Genomic DNA, 18,508 nt, shown 5'->3' on the forward strand with positions numbered 1-18,508 from the left:
AGGCTCCTGATCATGGCTTCCGATGTGTTGATCATCCTCGGGGACTCGTACTCCTCGGGAGTCGGTGCGGGCGACTACATCGAGGACGGCACCGACTGCCTGCGCTCGCGCAACTGCTACGGCGCGGTGATCGGCCGGGACCTTCGGACCGACGTGCTGATCGCGGCCTGCGAGGGCGCGCTGACCTCCGACATCGAGGGGCAGTTGGCCAACGCCCAGGCCGGGCTGCCGGCCGGTGCGGAGCCGGCAGCGGTCGTACTGACGATCGGCGGCAACGACGCCGGCTTCGCCCGGGTGCTGACCGAGGCGGCAAGGCCGTGGTGGTGGGGCGACAGCGCCGCCGTGATCGAGGAGGCGCTGCGGTTCATCACCGATCAGCTGCCGGCCCGGCTGGCCGCGACGCTGACCCTGGTGGAGAGCCGACTCGGCAGCTCGATCGACCGGGTGCTGGCCGGCTATCCGCACCTGTTCGCCGGGACCGACTGCCACCTGGCGACCTTCTTCACCTCCGACGAGATGTACGCGCTCAACGACGCCGCCGACAACCTCGCCGACCGGCAGGCCGAGGTGGCCGCGGCCGCCGGCTGGACGTTCGTCGACGTCCGGCTGCCGTTCGCCGGCCACGCCACCTGCACCGAGGATCCGTGGATCCACAACGTCGACCTGCTGGACCAGGCCGAGTCCTTCCACCCGACCGCGGCCGGGCAGCTGGCCTACGCCGGCGCGGTGGCGCCCTCGCTGCCGAACCTGGGCCCGTCGCCGGTCCCGTCCCGGGTCACCTGCGTGCCCGGCGTGGCCTCGGACCCGTACCGCGGCCGGATCCGGGTGCCCGACCTGGACTCCGACGACGCCCGGAGCGCGGCCCGCCGGCACGACGTTCCCGACGCGGTACGGGAGCGGCTGCTGGCCGGCCAGCGGGCGGGCGCCCGGAACCGGCACCTGGTCGGCCTGGACTCCCGCCGCGGGTAGGCCGTGACCGCCATACTGAGCCTGGAGACAGGAGGGTGATGGCGCTGCCCAGGGATCCGGTCGTACGTCACGGCCACACCGTGCTGGCCACGGCCGAGAGCGACGCGTACTTCTCGTTGCGCAGGCGACCGACCTCGCGCGAGGAGCGGTACCGGATGGGCAAGGCGCTGCGGGACCGGGTGCCCCGGAAGTCGCTCGGCGAGTGGCGGGCGCCGTACGGCCGGCCGGACCCGGTGACGCTGATCCTGGAGTCGCACGAGGGCCGGCTGCCGGACCTGATCCCGATCCGGGTGGCCCGGATGACCGCGTCCCCGTACGGCTACCTGCGGGGCAGCGCGATCGTCATGGCCGAGGACGTGGCGCACCTGCCGGCGACCGGGATCATGCCGGTGATCTGCGGCGACGCACACCTGGGCAACTTCGGCTTCTACGCCTCGCCCGAGGGCGAACTGGTGATCGACCTGAACGACTTCGACGAGGCACACCCGGGCAGCTGGGAATGGGACCTGCGGCGGCTGGTGGCGAGCATCTGGGTGGCCGGTCGGCAGAACGGCTCGTCGGAGGACCAGTGCCGCGACTCGGTGGCGGCGTGCGTCGCGGCCTACCGGGCGGAGGTGCGGTTCCTGGCCGACCAGCCGCTGCTGATGCGGTCGTACAACCGGCTCGACGTGGAGCGGCTGCACGAGACCGCCTCGGAACAGACGCTCCGGGACGAGATCGACCGCTCGGCCAAGCGGGCCCGCAACCGGACCAGCGACCGTGCGCTGCCGCGGTTCACGGTGGAGCAGGAGGGCCGGCGCCGGATCGTCGAGGAGCCGCCGCTGATCACCCGGGTGCCGAAGGACGAGGCGGACGCGCTGGGGGCGGCGCTGGACCAGTACCTGGGCACGCTGGCGCTGCACTGGCAGCGGGCGCTCGGCGGTTACACGCTGGTCGACATCGCGCACAAGGTGGTCGGCGTCGGCAGTGTCGGCCTGCGCGCCTACGTGGCCCTGCTGGAGGGCAGCAGCCCGGACGACGTGGTGTTCCTGCAACTGAAGCAGGCCCGCCGGTCGGTGCTGGCGAAGTTCGTCCACGGCGACTCGGCCTGGCACGATCACCAGGGCCAGCGGGTGGTCGAGTACCAGCAGAGCCTGCAGACCGTCAGCGATCCCTTGCTGGGTTGGACTTCCGTCGGCGACCTGCAGTTCTACGTGCGCCAGTTCCGCAACATGAAGGGCACCATCCCGCTGGATGCGATCGACGCCGCCGCCCTCACCGACTACGCCGGGATCGTCGGCCACCTGCTGGCCAAGGGCCACGCCCGGACCAGCGGCGCTTCCATGATCGCCGGCTACGTCGGCTCCTCCGACAAGCTCGACCAGGCCCTCTGCCGCTTCGCCGCCGGCTACGCCGACCAGGTCGAGGCCGACCACGAGGAACTGATCGGCGCCGTCCGCCGCGGCGTTCTCCCCACCGCCGAGGACAACGAAGCGCCCTGAGCCTGTCGAAGAGCAGGTCCCCTGCAGTGGGGGACTTCTGCGACAACGTGCGTCGGATCAGCGGAGCGGGGTGATCAGGATGTCGTCGTAGCTGTGCTCCATGTTGCCCACGTCCTCGGGGTTGAGGCCGGTCTGGACGCGGAGGCCGGTCAGGGTGTCGACGTCGGCCAGGCGCTGGGTCGCGGTGCCGAGCACGGCTCCGTTGATCGCGATCTTGGTGCCGTCCGCAGTGCTGTCCAGGGCGACCGCCATCCATTGCTTGTTGGGGATCACCGGGCTGCCGGTGCGGCCTACCTCGACCCAGGCGGAGCCGTTCCAGGCCTTCACGGTCAGCACATTGGCGGTCCAGTCGGGTGCCAGCAGCAGCCGGTACGCGACCTTCTCCTCGCCGTCGCCGGACCGGCCGAGCACCTCCCAGATCGCGCCGGAGCCGTAGCCGTAGCCCTCGAAGCCGAAGCCGAAGCGCAGTCCCGCGGCCGGTTCCTGGGCCGGGATCGTCGCGGTCGCCCGGGCCGCCTGGTCGGCGTCGATCAGCACCATCCGCGCGTTCGAGTGGTCGTAGCCGGGAATGGTGCCTTTGTCGGCGACCAGGGCGTAGCGGGCGTCCTTGATCGTCCGCGGGACGGTGGTGATCGCGTCGTTCTCGAAGGTGAGCAGGTGGCTGGTGTACAGCTCGAGCTCGGTGATCGCCGACAGCGGCGCCCGGCTGTCCCGGGTGATCTTGACGAACTTCGCCCGGACCGGGTCGAGGTCCTGGTAGCGCATCGCCCAGTCGGTCCGGTCGCCGGTGCGCAGGATCGGCGCGCTCCAGGTCTCGCCGTCGGTGGAGACCTGCACCTTGGCGCTGTTCAGCTCGCCCTTGGCCAGCATCAGCCCGATCCGGTTCAGGGTGTACGTCCGGTCCAGCTCGATGATCAACTCCTGGCGCCGGTCGAACCGGGCCGCGGAGCGGTACTCGGAACTGCCGTCGACCACCGCGGCCAGCCGCTGCTCCGGGTAACGATCATCGGCCGGCGCGACGTTGCCGGTCAGTGTGACGATCTTGTCGCGGACCTTGGTGGCAAGATCAAGTTTGCCGACGCCCGGCCCGAGGGCGTCCACCTTGCGGGTCCAGATCTTGTTGTCGTGGCCGTACTCGCGGCAGAGCCAGATGTTGTGGCAGGTGTCGCCGAACGCCAGCGACGATCCGTTGTTCAGCGCGACCAGATCCATGTTGCCGCTGCTGCCGGACCAGCGCCGCAGCGGTTCGTCGGCGGGGTAGCGGGCGTAGAGCGTCTCGCCGGTGTCCCAGGTCCGGCCGGTGCCGTCCAGCGACACGACGACGTTGTTGTCCGGACGCCCGTACGTCATCAGCAGCTGGCCGTTCGGCTGCAACAGGAATTTCGGCATGATCCCGTTGTTCGGCATCCCCTCCGGCGGCTGGTACGGCTTCACATCGGTCCAGGTCTTGCCGTCGTCGTCGGAGAACGCCTGGGTGAGCGGCATCGCCGGCGGCCGCGGGTTCGGTTCGGTACCGCGCATCATCGCGATCAGTCGCCCGTCCGCGGTCCGGCCGAAGCCGAGCTCGTTCGTCGAGTACGAGGTGCCGGCGTTCACCGCGGACCGCTGCCGGAACGTCTTCCCGCCGTCGGTGGACTCGAAGACCACGCTGTATTCCTTGTCGACGCCGTCGATCACGCCCTTGCCGTAGCCGCCCAGCAGCAGGGTGCCGTCGGCCAGTTCGACCAGGTCGCGGTGCACCCGGTACCAGCCGAGCTTCCACTTGTTCTCGATCAGCGGCGCGGTCCAGGTGGTCCAGCTCTTCGCGACGTCGGTCGACTTCGCCATCGGGATCCCGAGCCGGTTCGGGGCCGGTGACGGCACCGGGACGAAGCTCGCCGACAGGATCGCGCCGTCCCGCAGCCGGGTGGTGGCGACCATGGTGAAGGTCGACGGCAACGCCTCGTACGGCGTGAAGATCTGGCCGTTGTCCTCGCCGACCGCGCGGGTGTTCAGCAGCGGCGCGGTGGGGGAGTCCTCATTGCGGCCCCAGGACGCGATCACCTTCTTGGCGGTACGGTCCTTGATCAGGTGATCCACCGAGAACGCCATCGGCACCGCGCCGAGCTCGCCCGGTCCGGGCGCCCAGGGATACCACAGCGCCCCACCGGACAGCGACGGACGATCACCGGGCAGTCCGTCGCCCGCCGGCGGCGGGTCGTCCGGGTCGCCGACGGCCCGCGCTTCTCCGGGCAACCGGACCACGGCGGCCGGATCCGGCGCCGACCCGGGCTGGACCACGGTGCCGATCCCGACCCCGATGCCGATCATGCTTGCCGCGAAGCCCAGCTGGCGCAGCCAGGTGGGTGCTCCCGTGCTCCGGTTCGTCATGGCGACCCTGCCTCCCGATGGACCAGTACATGGAACAATGTGCCATGTATCGCCGGAGCGCGGAAGGGCTTTCCATGATCAGTTCAGTCCATGATCAGGACTGGGCGAAGGGGTCGGGCGGAGGGGTGTCAGCGCGGCGCGCGGCCGGGCCGCCAGAGCCAGAACAGCGCGGCGCCGCCGACGATCGCGATGCCGAGGATCACCAGCGCGACCGTGCCGAGGGTCCGGCCGATGGCCGCGTCGGTGCGTTCTGCGGCGCCGACGTCGGCGGAGGATCCGCTGAGCGGCGCCAACGGCGTGCCGAGGTCGCGCGGCGGGCTGTTGGCCGGCATGCTGCCGTCGCACTGGGTGCTGACCAGTTCGTACGCATGCTCGACCGAGGGCTCCTGCCGCTCGGTGGCGAAGATCAGCATCGTGGACCCGATCGTCGGCACGAACCCGCAGGCCGCGGCATCGGGGGTCTGCACGATCTGCTCGGAGTAGGCGGTGCCCTTGTAGACGTACCGGACGGCGATGGTGAACTCGTGGCCGGTGGCCGGGTCGGAGACCGGCCGGACCGAGCGGACCGTCCCGTACATGATCACGTCGGCCCGTTGCACCGCCTGCGGCCGGGTGGGCGGCCGGCACTCGCAGGCATGGGCCGGCGGGGCGCCGACGACGACGAACGCGCAACCGGCGATCAGCACCAGGACGGCGGTGAGCAGGCCGGCGAAACCACGGGGTCGTCTCTTCAGCTGCGTCCTACCCATGTGTTCTAGTGTCACCCATTCTTAGGAGCCCGGGGAAACGAGCACTAGGATCGGGCGGGGCCTGGGCCAGATCGATGAAGGGACAGATGAGTTGATTCGCACGCACGACGCCGGGACGCTGCGCGCCGAGCACGCCGGAACCACGGTCACGCTGGCCGGCTGGGTCGGCCGGCGCCGGGATCACGGCGGGGTCGCCTTCCTCGACCTGCGGGACGCGAGCGGGATCGTCCAGGTCGTGGTCCGGGACGAGATCCTGGCCGCCTCCGGCGCCCACGACCTGCGCAACGAGTACTGCATCAAGATCATCGGTGAGGTCGCCCGGCGGCCCGAGGGCAACGCCAACCCGGACCTGCCGACCGGCGAGATCGAGGTCGTCACGGCCGAGTTCGAGGTGCTCAACGCGGCCGCGCCGCTGCCGTTCCAGATCGACGAGCGGGTCAACGTCGGCGAGGAGACCCGGCTCAAGTACCGCTACCTCGACCTGCGCCGGCCCGCCCCGGCGGCCGCCATTCGCCTCCGCAGCGAGGTCAACCGGGTCGCCCGCACGGTGCTGGCCGGCGAGGGCTTCGTCGAGGTGGAGACCCCGACGCTGACCCGGTCCACGCCGGAGGGCGCGCGCGACTTCCTGGTCCCGGCCCGGCTCCGGCCCGGCTCCTGGTACGCCCTGCCGCAGAGCCCGCAGCTGTTCAAGCAGCTGCTCATGGTCGGCGGCCTGGAGCGCTACTACCAGATCGCCCGGTGCTACCGGGACGAGGACTTCCGGGCCGACCGGCAGCCCGAGTTCACCCAGCTGGACATCGAGCTGAGCTTCGTCGACCAGGACGACGTGATCGCCCTGAGCGAGCGGCTGCTGACCCAGATCTGGAGCCTGATCGGCCACGAGGTGACCACGCCGATCCCGCGGATCACCTACCGGGACTCGATGAATCGGTACGGCACCGACAAGCCGGACCTGCGGTTCGACCTCGAGATCACCGAGCTGACCGACTACTTCGCCGAGACCCCGTTCCGGGTCTTCCAGGCCGACTACGTCGGCGCCGTCGTCATGAAGGGCGGCGCGGACCAGCCGCGGCGGACGCTGGACGCCTGGCAGGAGTTCGCCAAGCAGCGCGGGGCCCGCGGGCTGGCGTACGTGTTGTTCGGGGCGGACGGCGAACTCGGCGGCCCGGTCGCGAAGAACCTGTCCGAGACCGAGCGGGAGGGCCTGGCCAAGGTCACCGGCGCGGAGCCGGGCGACTGTGTCTTCTTCGCGGCCGGCGGCCGGTCGGCCTCGCAGGCGCTGCTCGGCGCCGTCCGGCTGGAGATCGGAAAGCGGATCGGCGCCATCGACGAGTCCGCCTGGTCCTTCGTCTGGGTGGTCGACGCGCCGCTGTTCGAGCCGGCCGGGGACGCCGTCGCCGCCGGTGACGTCGCGGTCGGCTCCGGTGCCTGGACCGCCGTGCACCATGCCTTCACCTCGCCCAAGCCGGAGTCGCTGGACACCTTCGACACCGATCCGGGCTCGGCGCTGGCGTACGCGTACGACATCGTCTGCAACGGCAACGAGATCGGCGGCGGCTCGATCCGTATCCATCGCCGCGACGTGCAGGAGCGTGTCTTCAAGGTGATGGGGATCGAGCCGGAGGAGGCGCAGCAGAAGTTCGGCTTCCTGCTCGACGCCTTCGCCTTCGGTGCCCCGCCGCACGGCGGCATCGCCTTCGGCTGGGACCGGATCGTCGCCCTGCTGGCCGGCTCGGACTCGATCCGCGAGGTGATCGCGTTCCCGAAGTCCGGCGGCGGCGTCGACCCGCTCACCGACGCCCCGGCCCCGATCACGCCGGCCCAGCGCAAGGAGGCCGGCGTCGACGCCAAGCCGGAGGCGGCCAAGCAGTCCTGAACCTGTCGACTTCAGCCACGACCTGGGTGGGGACCGTTGCAGGATCAGGTCCGAGTGGGACTCAAGGAGTGCCGGGTTCCGTTGAGTGCCGAGACGATCGTGGCGGAGAGCCACTCCAGCGGGCCGCGGTCGAAGCGGCGCAGCCAGACGTGGGCCAGGGTGAGGATGGTGGCACTGATCGCGGCCCAGGCCAGCACCGTGACCGGGAGGCGCAGGGCGGGGTCGAGGCTGTTCAGGCCGAGGCCCCAGCCGTAGAACAGGGCCGAGGCGATCAGGTTCTGCGTGACGTACCCGCTCAGGGCGACCCGGCCGAGCTCGGACAGTCGGCGACCCCACCAGCCGGGCTCCCGGTCCAGCGTGACGGTGGCGATCAGGGCCAGCAGGCCGAGCGAGACCAGCGGGGCGATCAGGTAGCGGACCAGGAAGAACGCGGCCGGCACCGTCGAGCCGAGGGCGAGATCGAGGGGGAGCGCCACGGCTCCGACGATGATCAGGGCGGTCCGCAGTCGGGCGCCGTCCGCGCGGAACAGGCCGGCCCGCCAGAGCCGGGCACCGAGCAGGAACAGGGCGATGCTGGAGCCGAGGATGAAGACCGGCTCGAACCGGAACGCGGTGACGTGGTCGAGCCGGAACAGCACCAGGTCCCACCAACTCCCTTGCTGGTACGGGCTCGGCAGCGGCATCGCGGCGCCCACGGTCTCGCCGCCGACCGCCAGCCCGGCCGTCATCAGCCCCACCGCGATCACCTGGATCGAGGCCGTCGCGACCATCCAGCGGCGCTGCGCGACGGGAGAGGTCAGCAGCAGCGCGGCCACCACGGCTCCGGTCACCGCATAACCCATCAGGACGTCGAACTCGACCACCAGGAGGAAGTGCACGATCCCGTCCAGGAACAGCACGACGGCCCGCCAGAGATAGCTCTGCGGCCACGGCCTGCCGCGCCGCCGGGCCGACTCGAACTGGATCGCCAGCCCGATGCCGAACATCAGCGTGAGCAGGCCGAGGAACTTGCCGTTCGCGAGTTGCTTGAGGAACGCCTCGACCGGGAGCTGCCAGGCCGGAACTCCCGGATCGGTTCGGCCCGACACGGCGCCGAGCATGCCGCCCGGATGACTGAACAACCAGATGTTGGTGCCCAGCGTGCCGAGGATGGCGATCCCTCGAGCAAGATCAAGTCCGGCGACCCGTGCCATCGGGGTGGCTCCTCTGCGAAGTTCGTACGGATGCATCACGCTTGTGATAAATAAAACGTAGCACAGTTGGGATAAAAAACTGTTCGGCTCAGTGAGTGAGGAGATACGCCGACGATAGGTACCGGCTCGTAGCGTCGGCGGGATGGATGCACGCCGCGGGCGGTTTCCCGCCGACCTGATCAAGAGTCTCTGGCTGATCGGATTCGGGCTGGCCGCGGTGGCGCAACTGATCTTCGTCGTCGCGCCGGTCCCATCGCTGGCCGACCTGATCGCCGTGACGATCGCGGCGCCGCTCCTCGCCGCCTGGGCCTGGCGCTCGGGCGGACCGAGGCTCCTGGTCCTGGCCCTGCTCTGCTGTGCCGCCGGCGACTTCTTGGGGAATCCGCGCAGGATCGGACTGAACGAGACCGGGCTGCTGTTCAGTGTGGCGGCGTTCGTCCTCGCGCAGTGCCTTCTTCTCCTGCTGTATCTGCGCAGCGGTGCGGTCGCGGCGCTGCGGGCCTCGGTCGGTGGCCACCGGCGGTGGCGGGCGGTCGTCGCGTTCCTGTACGTGGTCGCGGCGATCCTGCTGTTCTGCTTGATGTGGGGCGGCCTCGGACCGACCTTCCGGGCTGTCGCAGGCGGCTACCTGTTGCTTCTCGTCGCCACGGCCGGCGCCTCGCTCGCCGTGGACGCCTGGTCCGGGATCGGAGTCGCGGTGTTCGCCGGATCCATGCTGCTCGTCGGCGCCGGCATGGTCGGCTGGGTCGAAGGTGCGGGAACGTGGCACCGGCTGCAGGTCCGGTTGACCTACCAGCTTGGCCTCCTGCTGATCAGCGTCGCGGCGGTCACGCGGCTGGGCCGAGGAAGTCCTTGATCATCGGGTTGATCAGTGCGGGGGACTGGCGGGTGATCCAGTGACCGGTGCGTGGCAGGACCTCCAGCCGGGCGCCGGGCACCAGGCGGGCGGCCGCGACGGTGAAGCGCGGCTGGATGCCGACGTCGGAGTCGCCCTGGAGGAACAGGGTCGGGCACCGGATCTCGGCCAGCCGCGGGCGCAGGTCGACCCGCATCTGGAACGGGCCGATCGAGGCGTTCTGCCAGTCGCTCGAACTGGAGCCGGCCCGCGCCTCGGCCATGATCTCGTCGACGATCGCGTCGAAGTCGTCGGGCAGGTCGGCGAACAGGGCCCGGCGTGCGAACGCCGCGGTGCCGCGCCGGTCCCGGACCATCAGGCTGGGCAGGGTCTTGTTGAGGAACGGGACCTTGGCGGTCAGCCAGAGCAGTTGGTGCAGGCCCGGCGGGAAGTCGATGATCCCGCCGGGTGCCAGCGCGATGATCCTGGTCACCCGGTCCGGGTGGTCGATCGCGTACGAGAGCGTGACCGCGCCGCCCTGCGAGAGCCCGACCAGGGCGACCTGGTCCAGTCCGAAATGATCAAGGACCTCGGTCACGCACCGGACCAGTCGATCATGGTCGGCGATGCCCTGCCAGGGCCGGCTGTGGCCCTGCTTCGGCCAGTCCGGGGCGAACACCCGGAACGAGTCGGCCAGATCGGGGATCAGGTGGCGCCAGCTGAGAGTCGCGCTGTCGGTGCCGCCGCCACTGAGCAGGAGCACCGGTGGTCCGGTGTCGCCGGCGGTGATCACCCGCAGTCGCCCCTCCGGGCAGATCACCTCGTGCGTCTCGTACTCCAGATCAAGATCATCGATCATGGCTTCGCTCCGTTCCGGTTGTCCCACCGGTGCAGCAGCGCGGGCAGTTCGTCGGCCAGGAAGCCGTACAGGGCATGGACGTTCTGCAGGCGCTCCCGGCGTTCGGCCGGCGCGTCCCGGAGGACCTCCAGGCCCTGCCCGAGGAGGTCGCGGAACGTCGTCGCGTACCCGTAGCGGCGGGCCAGCATCCGGCTCCAGCCGTCGGCCGCGATCCGGAAGTACTCCTCCCGGTCGCCGCGCTTGCGGATCCCTTCGACGAGCCCGCTCGGGGTGAGCATCCGGGTCGCCGTGCCGATCGAGCTGCGACTGACCTGGAGCACTTCGGCGAGCCGGGCCGAGGTCTGCTCGGGTGGGTCGCTGATCAACAGCCAGCCGATCACCCGGCCCGGGATCAGCGGCATGCCCTCGCGGGCGAAGAACGCCGCGACGGCGTCGGTGAAGTCGAGCTCGGCCTCGGTCGGGGCGTCCATGCCGACCACCGTACCAGTCATTGCAGTCAGCACTGCAATGACTGCAATGTGCGCGATCCGAGGTCGGCGGGCGAACGTCGGACCCGTGTGATGAGGTGTGTGCGTGAGTGAGGACCTGTTCGGCGACCCGGTGCCGGAGCCGCGGTCGGGCCGGAGCGGCCAGGCGACCACCGGCGGCAGCCTCGGCGACACCGATCATGCCGGCACGCCACTGGCGGTACGGATGCGCCCGCGCACCCTGGAGGACATCGTCGGCCAGGGGCACCTGCTGGCGCCGGGGTCGCCGCTGCGCCGGCTGGCCTCCGGCGAGCCGATGTCGGTGTTCCTCTGGGGCCCGCCCGGGGTCGGCAAGACGACGATCGCGAGTGTGGTGTCGCGGCAGACGGACCGCCGGTTCGTCGAGATCTCCGCGGTCACGGCCGGGGTCAAGGACGTCCGGGCGGTGCTGGACCAGGCCCGCAGCGAGCTGCGGCACGGCCGGCAGACCGTGCTCTTCGTCGACGAGGTGCACCGGTTCTCGAAAGCCCAGCAGGACGTGCTGCTGCCGGCTGTGGAGAACCGGCTGGTGACGCTGATCGCCGCCACCACGGAGAACCCGAGCTTCTCGGTGATCTCGCCGCTGCTGTCCCGGTCGCTGCTGCTCACCCTGCGGCCGCTGACCGACGACGACCTGTCCGGCCTGTTGACCCGGGCCCTCACCGACGAGCGCGGGCTGCGGACCCCCGACGGCGAGACGTACGAGCTCGACGACGAGGCCCGGTCGACCCTGCTCCGGCTGGCCGGCGGCGACGCCCGGCGGGCGCTGACGTACCTGGAGGAATCGGCGGCCGGTGCCACCGCCGTGGACAGCGCGACGATCACCACCGAGACCGTGGAACGCGCCGTGGACAAGGCGGCCGTGCGGTACGACCGCGACGGCGATCAGCACTACGACGTGATCAGCGCGTTCATCAAGTCGATGCGCGGCTCCGACGTCAACGCCTCGCTGCACTACCTGGCCCGGATGATCGAGGCCGGCGAGGATCCCCGGTTCATCGCCCGGCGGATCATGATCCTGGCCTCCGAGGACATCGGGATGGCCGACCCGACCGCTCTGCCGCTGGCCACCGCGGCCGCCCAGACGGTCCAGTTGATCGGCTTCCCGGAAGCCGCGATCACGCTGGCCCATGCCGTGATCCACTGCGCGCTGGCGCCGAAGTCCAACGCCGTCGTGCTGGCCATCGGCGCGGCCCAGGCGGACGTCCGGGAGGGCCGGATCGGGCTGGTCCCGCCGCACCTGAGGGATGCCCACTACGCGGGGGCCAAGAAGTACGGCCACGGCGAGGGGTACAAGTACGCGCACGACGCGCCGCACGGCATCGCCGCCCAGCAGTACCTGCCGGACGAGCTCACCGACGCCGAGTACTACCAGCCGACCAATCACGGGTACGAGGCTCAGGTGGCCGACCGGCTGGCCAAGATCACCGGATTGCTGAAGGGCCGCGACCAGTCCTGAGCCGGCGGCGGTCCCTGGGCCTTCTCGGCAGGGTGAGCGGTCCTCGCCCGCCCGGGCCGAGCCCGGCAATCGGTTCCGTGAGCGTCCCGCGGTCGAGTCACGCCCAGGGCGCTCGGCTTGCTGCAAATACCACGGAGGTCCCGATTCTTGACGCCGTCGATCCGGTGGTGTGAAACTCCGGAAGATCAGAAAGCGGTTTCCGAGCCCTGGGCACAGACCAGGGCGCGACGTCGCAACGAGGCGAAGGGGTCGTGATGGAGTTGGCTGGGGTGAGTGCCGGTCGCCGGGCCGTGCTCGGGCTGGGCCTGGGTGCGGCGGCAGCCGCGTTGGCGGGATGCAATCGGTTCGGTGTCGGCGGCGGTGGTTCCGATGCGGCGTCGACGATCAACATGATCTGGTGGGGCGATGCCAGTCGGGCCAAGCTGACCGAGGCGATGCTCGACCTCTACCGGAAGGCCCATCCGGAGGTCACGATCAGGACCGAGTACCAGGACAGCGGCCCGTACCAGGACAAGATGGCGACCCGCTTCGCGGCCGGGGACGTACCCGATCTCTGCAACCAGCGCGGCGACGGCATCAGCGAGTACGTCGACCGTGGCGCACTGCTGGACCTGAACCAGCACCTGGACGTGATCAAGCTCGACGACGTCCCGCCGGAGCTTCCGTTCGCCAGGTTCGGTGATCGCCTGTTCGGGATCCCGGCCGGCCTGAACGCCTCCGGCATCGTGATCAACACCGCGGTGACGGATCGGTACGAGGTCGAGATCCCGGACGGCGACGCCTGGTCCTGGGAGGACCTGTGGTCGTTCAGCCAGGCCGTCACGAAGGCCGCCAAGGCTCGTGACGGCAAGGAGCTGTACGGAGTGAACCTTCCGTTCAGCGAGACCGATGCACTGGCCATCTTCCTGCGTCAGCGGGGCGAGGACCTGTACACCCCCGACGGCGACTTCGGCGGCAGCGAGGAGAGCCTGACGGAATGGTGGGCCACGTCGGTCGAGCAGCGTGCGAAGGGCGGCCTGCCGCCCGCCGGGTTCATCGAATCTGTCGGCGGCGGGTCCGCGCAGTCGCCGCTCGCGGCGGGACTGGTCGCCGCGCAGATGATCCCCACCAACAATCTGAAGGCCTACAACGATTCCGTGGACGGTGACCTGCAGCTGAACCGCTTCCCGGGCGAGACTCAGGGCGTCCGGCGGGGCATGCAGATCGGGGTCGCCATGTACTGGTCGATCGGGGCCAAGGCCCCGAACCGGGACGGTGCGCTGGACCTGCTGAACTTCATGATCAACAGCGTCGAGGCCAACCTGGCCGTCGGCCCGACCCGCGGGGTGCCGATCAGCACCGCCGTGGTGGACGGGATCTTCGACTCCCTCGGACCGGATGATCAACGGTCGGTGGAGTACATTCGCGACCTCACCCAGGAGGACCTGGTGGAGACGCGGCCGGCGCCCGCCGGTACGACGGCCGTGACGGACGCGGTCGAGGCGATCGACGCCGAAGTGATGTTCGGCCGGGTGGCACCCCGGGAAGCCGCCCAGCAGCTGGTCCGGGATGCCACCGCCGCGCTCCGCAGGTGAGCGCGACGCCGGCCGGGTTCAGACCTGGACGGTCGGCATCACCATCAACTGGCGGAGGTTGACCTGCTTGGGGCGACTGGCGGCGAAGCCGACGACGTCGGCGATGTCGGCCGGGCTGAGCGGCGGCACCTCCGCCCGCCAGGCGGCGAGGTGGGCGTCCACCGCCGGGTTGTCCATGTGATCACCGAGTTCGGTCGCGACCAGGCCCGGCTCGACGTTGGTGACCCTGATGCCCAGCGGCCCGAACTCGGTCCGCAGGTTCGCCGACAGATGGGTGACCGCCGCCTTGGTCGCGGTGTAGACGGCGTAGTTGGGGAAGGTCAGATGGGCGCCGATCGAGGAGACGTTGATCAGGTCGGCGGCGCCGTCCCGGCCGGCGGCCACCAGGTCGGCCGTGAAGGCCCGGGTGACGTTGAGCAGGCCGGTCAGATTCGTGTCGATCATCCGCCGCCACTCGTCCACCCGGCCCTCGGTGAACGGGTTGGCCAGCATCACGCCGGCGTTGTTGATCACGAGATCGACCCGGCCGTACGCGTCGTGAACGGCATCGACGACCGCGGTCAGATCGCCGGACACATCGGCGGCGATCGCCAGGGCCTGGCCGCCGTCGGCGGTCAGCTTGGCCGCGAGTTCCTCGAGCCGGTCGGCGCGGCGGGAGAGCAGGACGACCCGGGCACCGGACCGGGCCAGGGTGCGGGCGATCTCGGTGCCGATGCCGCTGGCGGCGCCGGTGACGACGGCGACCCGCCCGTTCAGTTCATAGGTGTTGGTCATGCCGACCACTGTGGTCGCGTTCCGGTGCCGGACCGGAGGCTCCGTTCGACCCTCGGTCTGCCGATCCTGGTCCTGGCAGTACCCAGCGTCCGGCGGCGCGACGTGGCCATACTGGGAGGCGTGTCCCATGACCTCGGCGAGTTCCTGCGCAGCCGGCGGGCCCGGGTCCGGCCGGAGGACGTCGGGCTGCCGGGTGGCGGCCGGCGCCGCGTCGCCGGCCTGCGCCGGGAGGAGCTGGCGCTGCTCGCGGGCGTGAGCGTCGACTACTACGTGCGGCTGGAGCAGGGCCGCACCCCGGCCGTCTCCGACGCGGTGCTGGACGCGGTCGCGCGGGTGCTGCGGCTGGACGAGACCGAGCGGACGCACCTGCGCAACCTGGTCCGCCCGGCCCGCCGGCGCCGGCCGGCCGCCACCCAGCGGGTCCGGCCCGGGCTGAGCCGGCTGCTGGAGATGGCCGGCGACGTCCCGGCGTTCGTGATGGGCCGGCGCTCCGAGATCCTCGCCTGGAATCCGCTGGCCGACGCCGTGTACGACTTCTCCGGCATGCCGCCGGCCGAGCGCAACTCGGCCCGGCACACGTTCCTGCGCCCGGAGGCCCGCCTGTTCTACCGGGACTGGCCGTCCGTCGCCGCCGACATGGTCGCCTTCCTGCGCCTGGACGCCGGCCGCTATCCCGACGACGCCGAGCTGGCCGCCCTGATCGGCGAGCTGTCGATGAAGGACGACACCTTCCGTACCCTCTGGGCGGAGCACACCGTGCTGGAGAAGACGTACGGGGCGAAGTTGATCAACCATCCGGTGGTCGGCGAACTCGACCTGGCCTACGAGTCGCTCCGGCCGTCCGGCGACCCGGACCTCACCCTCGCCATGTACACGGCGGCTGCCGGCTCGCCGACCGAGGAACGGCTCCGGCTGCTGGCCAGCTGGGCCGCCAGCCAGCCTGTCGAAGGCTCGGGCCAGAAGATCGTGCCCTGAGCCTGCCGAAGGGCCTTGGGGTCATCGGGCTTGGCCCTTCGACATGCTCGGGGAACGATGCCCGCGGTCAGCCGGCCAGTCGCAGCGCGGGCCCGCCGAGCCCGCGATAGTCGCCGCCGTAGTAGAGCAGCGGACCGGCCGCCGGATCGCCAAGCCGGAGCCGGTCGACGGAACCGATCATGATCACGTGATCACCGGCCGGCACCCTGGCCGAGACCGCGCAGTCGAGCCAGAGCAGGCAGCCGGGCAGTTCCGGGTGCCCGGCCCCGCTGGGCGTCCAGGGCAGGCCTAGCCAGCGGTCCGAGTGGGGCCGCCCGAACCGGTCGGACAACCACTGTTGATCATGGGCCAGGACGTTGACGCAGAACGAGCCGGCGTCCTCGATCACGGTCGTCGTGGCGGCGCCGGTACGGAGGCAGACCGAGATCAACGGCGGGTCGAGGGAGACGCTGCCGAACGACTGGCAGGTCATCCCGGCCAGCCGGTCTCCGGTGCGGCAGGTGATCACGGTCAGCCCGGAGGCGTACCGGCCGAGGGCCGACCGGTACGCCCGCTGATCGAAAGGATCCACGATCATCGCGGGTAGACGGCGTCGACCTCGACCTCGACCAGCCAGCCCTCGACCGGCAGCGAGGCGATCTCGAGCGCGAACCGGCTCGGCCGGGCCGGGTTGATCACCAGGGGTTCGGCCGGCTCGGCCGTGCCCAGCGGCACCTTGATCGGCTTCCCGGTCCGCAGGTCGGTGTTGGCGAAGAACTGCCGGTAGGCCCGGTTCCAGCCCGCGTAGTCGGCCCGGCCGGCGCCCGGCGGGTTGTCCAGGAACACCCGCATCGTCGTGACGTCGCTGAGCTTCAGGCCGCGGGCCTTGAGGTTCGCCTCGATCTGCCGGAGCGCGTTCATGCCCTGGGCCTCGGTGATCGTCACGCCGCCGGTCAGCACGCCGCCCGGGAACTGCCCGGCGTCGACGTAGGCGGCCGGCGTCCCGGGTGCGCCGCCCGGGTTGAGTGCCGCCGGCCCGAGCCCGCTGGACTTGTAGTTCCGCGCCCGGGACTCCAGCGTGACGCCGGTCGCGATCATGGGGTTGGCGTTGCCCGGCTCGACATGCCGGGTGTAGGGGACGCGGTGATCACGGCCGGGCTGGGCGACGGCGGTCGAGCTGCCGGCCAGGGCCGCGACGGCCGCGCAGACGGAGACGATGATCACGCTCTGCAGTGGGCTGCGACGGTTCTTGATCATGACAGGGGGTTCCTCTCGAGGGATCAGCGGTGGGCGCGCTCGTTGAGCCGCCCGACGACGGCACGGGCGGACACGAAGGCACCGTGCTGCCAGGCGATCGCGTTGGACAGGTGATCACCGGCGAAGTAGATCCGGCCGGCCGGTTCCAGCAGGGTGCGGTAGGCGGCCGACTCCTCGGCGCCGCCGGGCCAGCTGATCCAGGCGCCCTCGGAGTAGCGGGTCTGCTTCCAGGCACCGGAGAAGGTGGCGGCGATGCCCTTGCGGTACTTCTCGCCATGGACCTGGGCACCCTCGTCGAGCGCCTTGGCGACCCGGCCGGCGTGGTTCAGGACGTCGAAGCGTTCGTGCCGGGTGCCGGTGGAGTAGTAACCGACGACGACGCCGCGCTTGGCGTGCAGGTTGTCGCTCGGGTACATGATCTGGGCGATGTCCAGATCCGTGTTGGACGCGCCGCCGTAGATCCGGTCCTCCAGCTCCCACCAGCGCCGCTTGTACTCGATGCCGAGCTTGCCCGACGACACCGGGACCGGCGTCTTCAACGCGGACACGACCGTGGGCGACAGGTTGTGCTGCAGCCGCGGCACCAGGTGCGGCGGAATCGTGCAGATCACGTAGTCGGCCTCGATCCGGCGGACCCGCTTGTCGATCTTGTACTCGACGGTGACCCCGTGCGGCGTGTTCTTGCAGGAGATCACCTCGGCGCCGTAGGTGATCACGTCCCGGCCGAGCGCCCGGGCGAAGGCGCGGTGCAACTGGTCCATGCCGCCGGCCACGGTCAGCATCTGCATCGCCTGGTCGTAGCCGAAGTCGAAGGCGAAGTTGCGCCCGATCCCGCTGCGTACCGTCTCGGACAGCGATGCCGGGTCGCCGACCTCGCCGAACTCCGTGCCGGCTCCGGGCTCGGTGACGTAGCCGCGGCGGTCGCTGCCGAGATAGCGGCCGTCGGACGACAGATCGCCGTAGCTGCTCAGGAACTCGGCCAGCCGGTCCTTGTCCTCGGTGCTCAGCGTGTCGTCCAGGCTGCCGCGCTGGGCCGCCTTGGCGAGCAGCTCGCTGACGTACCCGAGCAGGTCGGCCTTGGCCTGCCGGTAGCGGATCGGCTTGTTGTTCAGTGAGGTCGGGCCGGCGTAGCGGACATAGGTGTTGGCGTTCTGGTTGCCGAACGGGATGATCGGCACGCCCAGCTCCCGGGCGTAGTCGAGGGTCAGGTGCTCCTGCGGGATCCGGGTGGCGCCGACGTTGAGATAGTGCCCGTCGCTGAACCGGCACTCCTGCGTCTCGCCACGCAGGTCGGTCTCGACCGTGCCGCCGCGGGCCGACCAGACCCGGCCGCCGGGCCGCTGCCGGGCCTCCAGCAGGGTCACCCGGTAGCCCGCCTTGCGGAGTTCGTACGCCGAGCAGAGGCCGGCCGGCCCGCCGCCGAGGACGACCACCGACCGGTGGCCGGGGCCGGGCCGGTCGCGCGGGGTCAGCGGCTGGAACGCATCGGCGGCAGCGGTGGGCGCCAGCTCGAGGCTGGCCAGGGCGCTGTACGCGAGCCCGGCGCCGCCGGCGGCGCCCAGGCGCTGGATGAAGGATCGACGAGTCGTGGCCATCGGGGCTCCTGTCGAAGAGGGGATGCCGCCGAGTCTGCTGAGCGGATGCGTCGGAGC

Annotated in this window: 16 protein-coding genes; 7 read left to right on the forward strand and 9 right to left on the reverse strand. The window is 70.8% G+C overall.

Annotated features, from left to right (window positions below; translation table 11 throughout):
* The first annotated feature begins 12 nt into the window (after window positions 1-12).
* Window positions 13-969 (forward strand): SGNH/GDSL hydrolase family protein, encoded by a 957-nt coding sequence (locus tag AC6CCG_RS17650; protein WP_496655902.1) that lies wholly within the window; start codon window positions 13-15, stop codon window positions 967-969.
* 38 nt (window positions 970-1,007) lie between these two features.
* Window positions 1,008-2,450 (forward strand): DUF2252 domain-containing protein, encoded by a 1,443-nt coding sequence (locus tag AC6CCG_RS17655; RefSeq protein WP_496655903.1) that lies wholly within the window; start codon window positions 1,008-1,010, stop codon window positions 2,448-2,450.
* Window positions 2,451-2,507: 57 nt separating this feature from the next.
* On the opposite strand, the gene AC6CCG_RS17660 is transcribed toward AC6CCG_RS17655, so the two are convergent.
* Complete coding sequence (locus tag AC6CCG_RS17660; protein ID WP_496655904.1) at window positions 2,508-4,820, reverse strand: discoidin domain-containing protein; 2,313 nt, start codon at window positions 4,818-4,820, stop codon at window positions 2,508-2,510.
* A gap of 128 nt (window positions 4,821-4,948) precedes the next feature.
* Window positions 4,949-5,569 carry a hypothetical protein gene (locus AC6CCG_RS17665; protein WP_496655905.1) on the reverse strand — a complete coding sequence of 207 codons (621 nt, stop codon included), beginning with the start codon at window positions 5,567-5,569 and terminating at the stop codon, window positions 4,949-4,951.
* 91 nt (window positions 5,570-5,660) lie between these two features.
* On the opposite strand from AC6CCG_RS17665, the gene aspS reads away from it, so the two are divergent.
* On the forward strand, window positions 5,661-7,445 hold the full coding sequence (gene aspS / locus AC6CCG_RS17670) for an aspartate--tRNA ligase (RefSeq protein WP_496655906.1): 1,785 nt from the start codon (window positions 5,661-5,663) through the stop codon (window positions 7,443-7,445).
* A gap of 44 nt (window positions 7,446-7,489) precedes the next feature.
* On the opposite strand, the gene AC6CCG_RS17675 is transcribed toward aspS, so the two are convergent.
* Window positions 7,490-8,638, reverse strand: coding sequence for a DUF418 domain-containing protein (locus AC6CCG_RS17675; RefSeq protein ID WP_496655907.1), 1,149 nt, complete (start codon window positions 8,636-8,638; stop codon window positions 7,490-7,492).
* Window positions 8,639-8,780: 142 nt separating this feature from the next.
* Between AC6CCG_RS17675 and AC6CCG_RS17680 the strand changes: the two genes are divergently transcribed.
* Window positions 8,781-9,494 carry a hypothetical protein gene (locus AC6CCG_RS17680; RefSeq protein WP_496655908.1) on the forward strand — a complete coding sequence of 238 codons (714 nt, stop codon included), beginning with the start codon at window positions 8,781-8,783 and terminating at the stop codon, window positions 9,492-9,494.
* Here AC6CCG_RS17680 and AC6CCG_RS17685 read toward each other — a convergent pair.
* Both AC6CCG_RS17685 and AC6CCG_RS17690 read right to left on the reverse strand, forming a co-directional pair.
* Window positions 9,466-10,359: an alpha/beta fold hydrolase gene (locus AC6CCG_RS17685; RefSeq protein ID WP_496655909.1), complete on the reverse strand. Its 894-nt coding sequence runs from the start codon at window positions 10,357-10,359 to the stop codon at window positions 9,466-9,468. The two genes, AC6CCG_RS17680 and AC6CCG_RS17685, sit on opposite strands and share 29 nt — an antisense overlap.
* Complete coding sequence (locus AC6CCG_RS17690) at window positions 10,329-10,802, reverse strand: GbsR/MarR family transcriptional regulator (RefSeq protein WP_496655910.1); 474 nt, start codon at window positions 10,800-10,802, stop codon at window positions 10,329-10,331. The genes AC6CCG_RS17685 and AC6CCG_RS17690 overlap by 31 nt, the downstream gene beginning before the upstream one ends.
* 103 nt (window positions 10,803-10,905) lie before the next feature.
* Between AC6CCG_RS17690 and AC6CCG_RS17695 the strand changes: the two genes are divergently transcribed.
* Together AC6CCG_RS17695 and AC6CCG_RS17700 are read left to right on the forward strand one after the other, a co-directional pair.
* Window positions 10,906-12,297, forward strand: a complete 1,392-nt coding sequence (locus AC6CCG_RS17695) for a replication-associated recombination protein A (protein ID WP_496655911.1) — start codon at window positions 10,906-10,908, stop codon at window positions 12,295-12,297.
* A gap of 254 nt (window positions 12,298-12,551) precedes the next feature.
* The gene (locus AC6CCG_RS17700) at window positions 12,552-13,871 is read left to right on the forward strand and encodes an ABC transporter substrate-binding protein (protein WP_496655912.1); all 1,320 of its coding nucleotides are present in this window, start codon (window positions 12,552-12,554) and stop codon (window positions 13,869-13,871) included.
* Window positions 13,872-13,889: 18 nt separating this feature from the next.
* On the opposite strand, the gene AC6CCG_RS17705 is transcribed toward AC6CCG_RS17700, so the two are convergent.
* On the reverse strand, window positions 13,890-14,645 hold the full coding sequence (locus AC6CCG_RS17705; protein WP_496655913.1) for an SDR family oxidoreductase: 756 nt from the start codon (window positions 14,643-14,645) through the stop codon (window positions 13,890-13,892).
* Between the two features lie 120 nt (window positions 14,646-14,765).
* Here AC6CCG_RS17705 and AC6CCG_RS17710 point away from each other — a divergent pair, with 120 nt between their 5' ends.
* On the forward strand, window positions 14,766-15,620 hold the full coding sequence (locus AC6CCG_RS17710; protein ID WP_496655914.1) for a helix-turn-helix transcriptional regulator: 855 nt from the start codon (window positions 14,766-14,768) through the stop codon (window positions 15,618-15,620).
* Window positions 15,621-15,687: 67 nt separating this feature from the next.
* Here the strand turns inward: AC6CCG_RS17710 and AC6CCG_RS17715 are convergent, their stop codons facing one another.
* The 3 genes from AC6CCG_RS17715 to AC6CCG_RS17725 are packed head-to-tail and all read right to left on the reverse strand — an operon-like array spanning window position 15,688 to window position 18,451.
* The gene (locus tag AC6CCG_RS17715; RefSeq protein WP_496655915.1) at window positions 15,688-16,197 is read right to left on the reverse strand and encodes a flavin reductase family protein; all 510 of its coding nucleotides are present in this window, start codon (window positions 16,195-16,197) and stop codon (window positions 15,688-15,690) included.
* The gene (locus AC6CCG_RS17720; RefSeq protein ID WP_496655916.1) at window positions 16,194-16,856 is read right to left on the reverse strand and encodes a Rid family hydrolase; all 663 of its coding nucleotides are present in this window, start codon (window positions 16,854-16,856) and stop codon (window positions 16,194-16,196) included. The genes AC6CCG_RS17715 and AC6CCG_RS17720 overlap by 4 nt, the downstream gene beginning before the upstream one ends.
* A 23-nt stretch (window positions 16,857-16,879) precedes the next feature.
* Window positions 16,880-18,451, reverse strand: a complete 1,572-nt coding sequence (locus AC6CCG_RS17725) for a flavin monoamine oxidase family protein (protein WP_496655917.1) — start codon at window positions 18,449-18,451, stop codon at window positions 16,880-16,882.
* Window positions 18,452-18,508: the final 57 nt, after the last annotated feature.

It is taken from the genome of Microlunatus sp. YIM B11417 (genome assembly GCF_059617205.1).

Coding starts and splice junctions, on each gene's coding strand:
- AC6CCG_RS17715 (WP_496655915.1), bottom strand. CDS start 16,197: ATGATCGTGGATCCTTTCGATCAGCGGGCGTACCGGTCGGCCCTCGGC.
- AC6CCG_RS17705 (WP_496655913.1), bottom strand. CDS start 14,645: ATGACCAACACCTATGAACTGAACGGGCGGGTCGCCGTCGTCACCGGC.
- AC6CCG_RS17680 (WP_496655908.1), top strand. CDS start 8,781: ATGGATGCACGCCGCGGGCGGTTTCCCGCCGACCTGATCAAGAGTCTC.
- AC6CCG_RS17700 (WP_496655912.1), top strand. CDS start 12,552: ATGGAGTTGGCTGGGGTGAGTGCCGGTCGCCGGGCCGTGCTCGGGCTG.
- AC6CCG_RS17660 (WP_496655904.1), bottom strand. CDS start 4,820: ATGACGAACCGGAGCACGGGAGCACCCACCTGGCTGCGCCAGCTGGGC.
- AC6CCG_RS17655 (WP_496655903.1), top strand. CDS start 1,008: ATGGCGCTGCCCAGGGATCCGGTCGTACGTCACGGCCACACCGTGCTG.
- AC6CCG_RS17725 (WP_496655917.1), bottom strand. CDS start 18,451: ATGGCCACGACTCGTCGATCCTTCATCCAGCGCCTGGGCGCCGCCGGC.
- AC6CCG_RS17650 (WP_496655902.1), top strand. CDS start 13: ATGGCTTCCGATGTGTTGATCATCCTCGGGGACTCGTACTCCTCGGGA.
- AC6CCG_RS17675 (WP_496655907.1), bottom strand. CDS start 8,638: ATGGCACGGGTCGCCGGACTTGATCTTGCTCGAGGGATCGCCATCCTC.
- AC6CCG_RS17690 (WP_496655910.1), bottom strand. CDS start 10,802: ATGGACGCCCCGACCGAGGCCGAGCTCGACTTCACCGACGCCGTCGCG.
- AC6CCG_RS17720 (WP_496655916.1), bottom strand. CDS start 16,856: ATGATCAAGAACCGTCGCAGCCCACTGCAGAGCGTGATCATCGTCTCC.
- AC6CCG_RS17665 (WP_496655905.1), bottom strand. CDS start 5,569: ATGGGTAGGACGCAGCTGAAGAGACGACCCCGTGGTTTCGCCGGCCTG.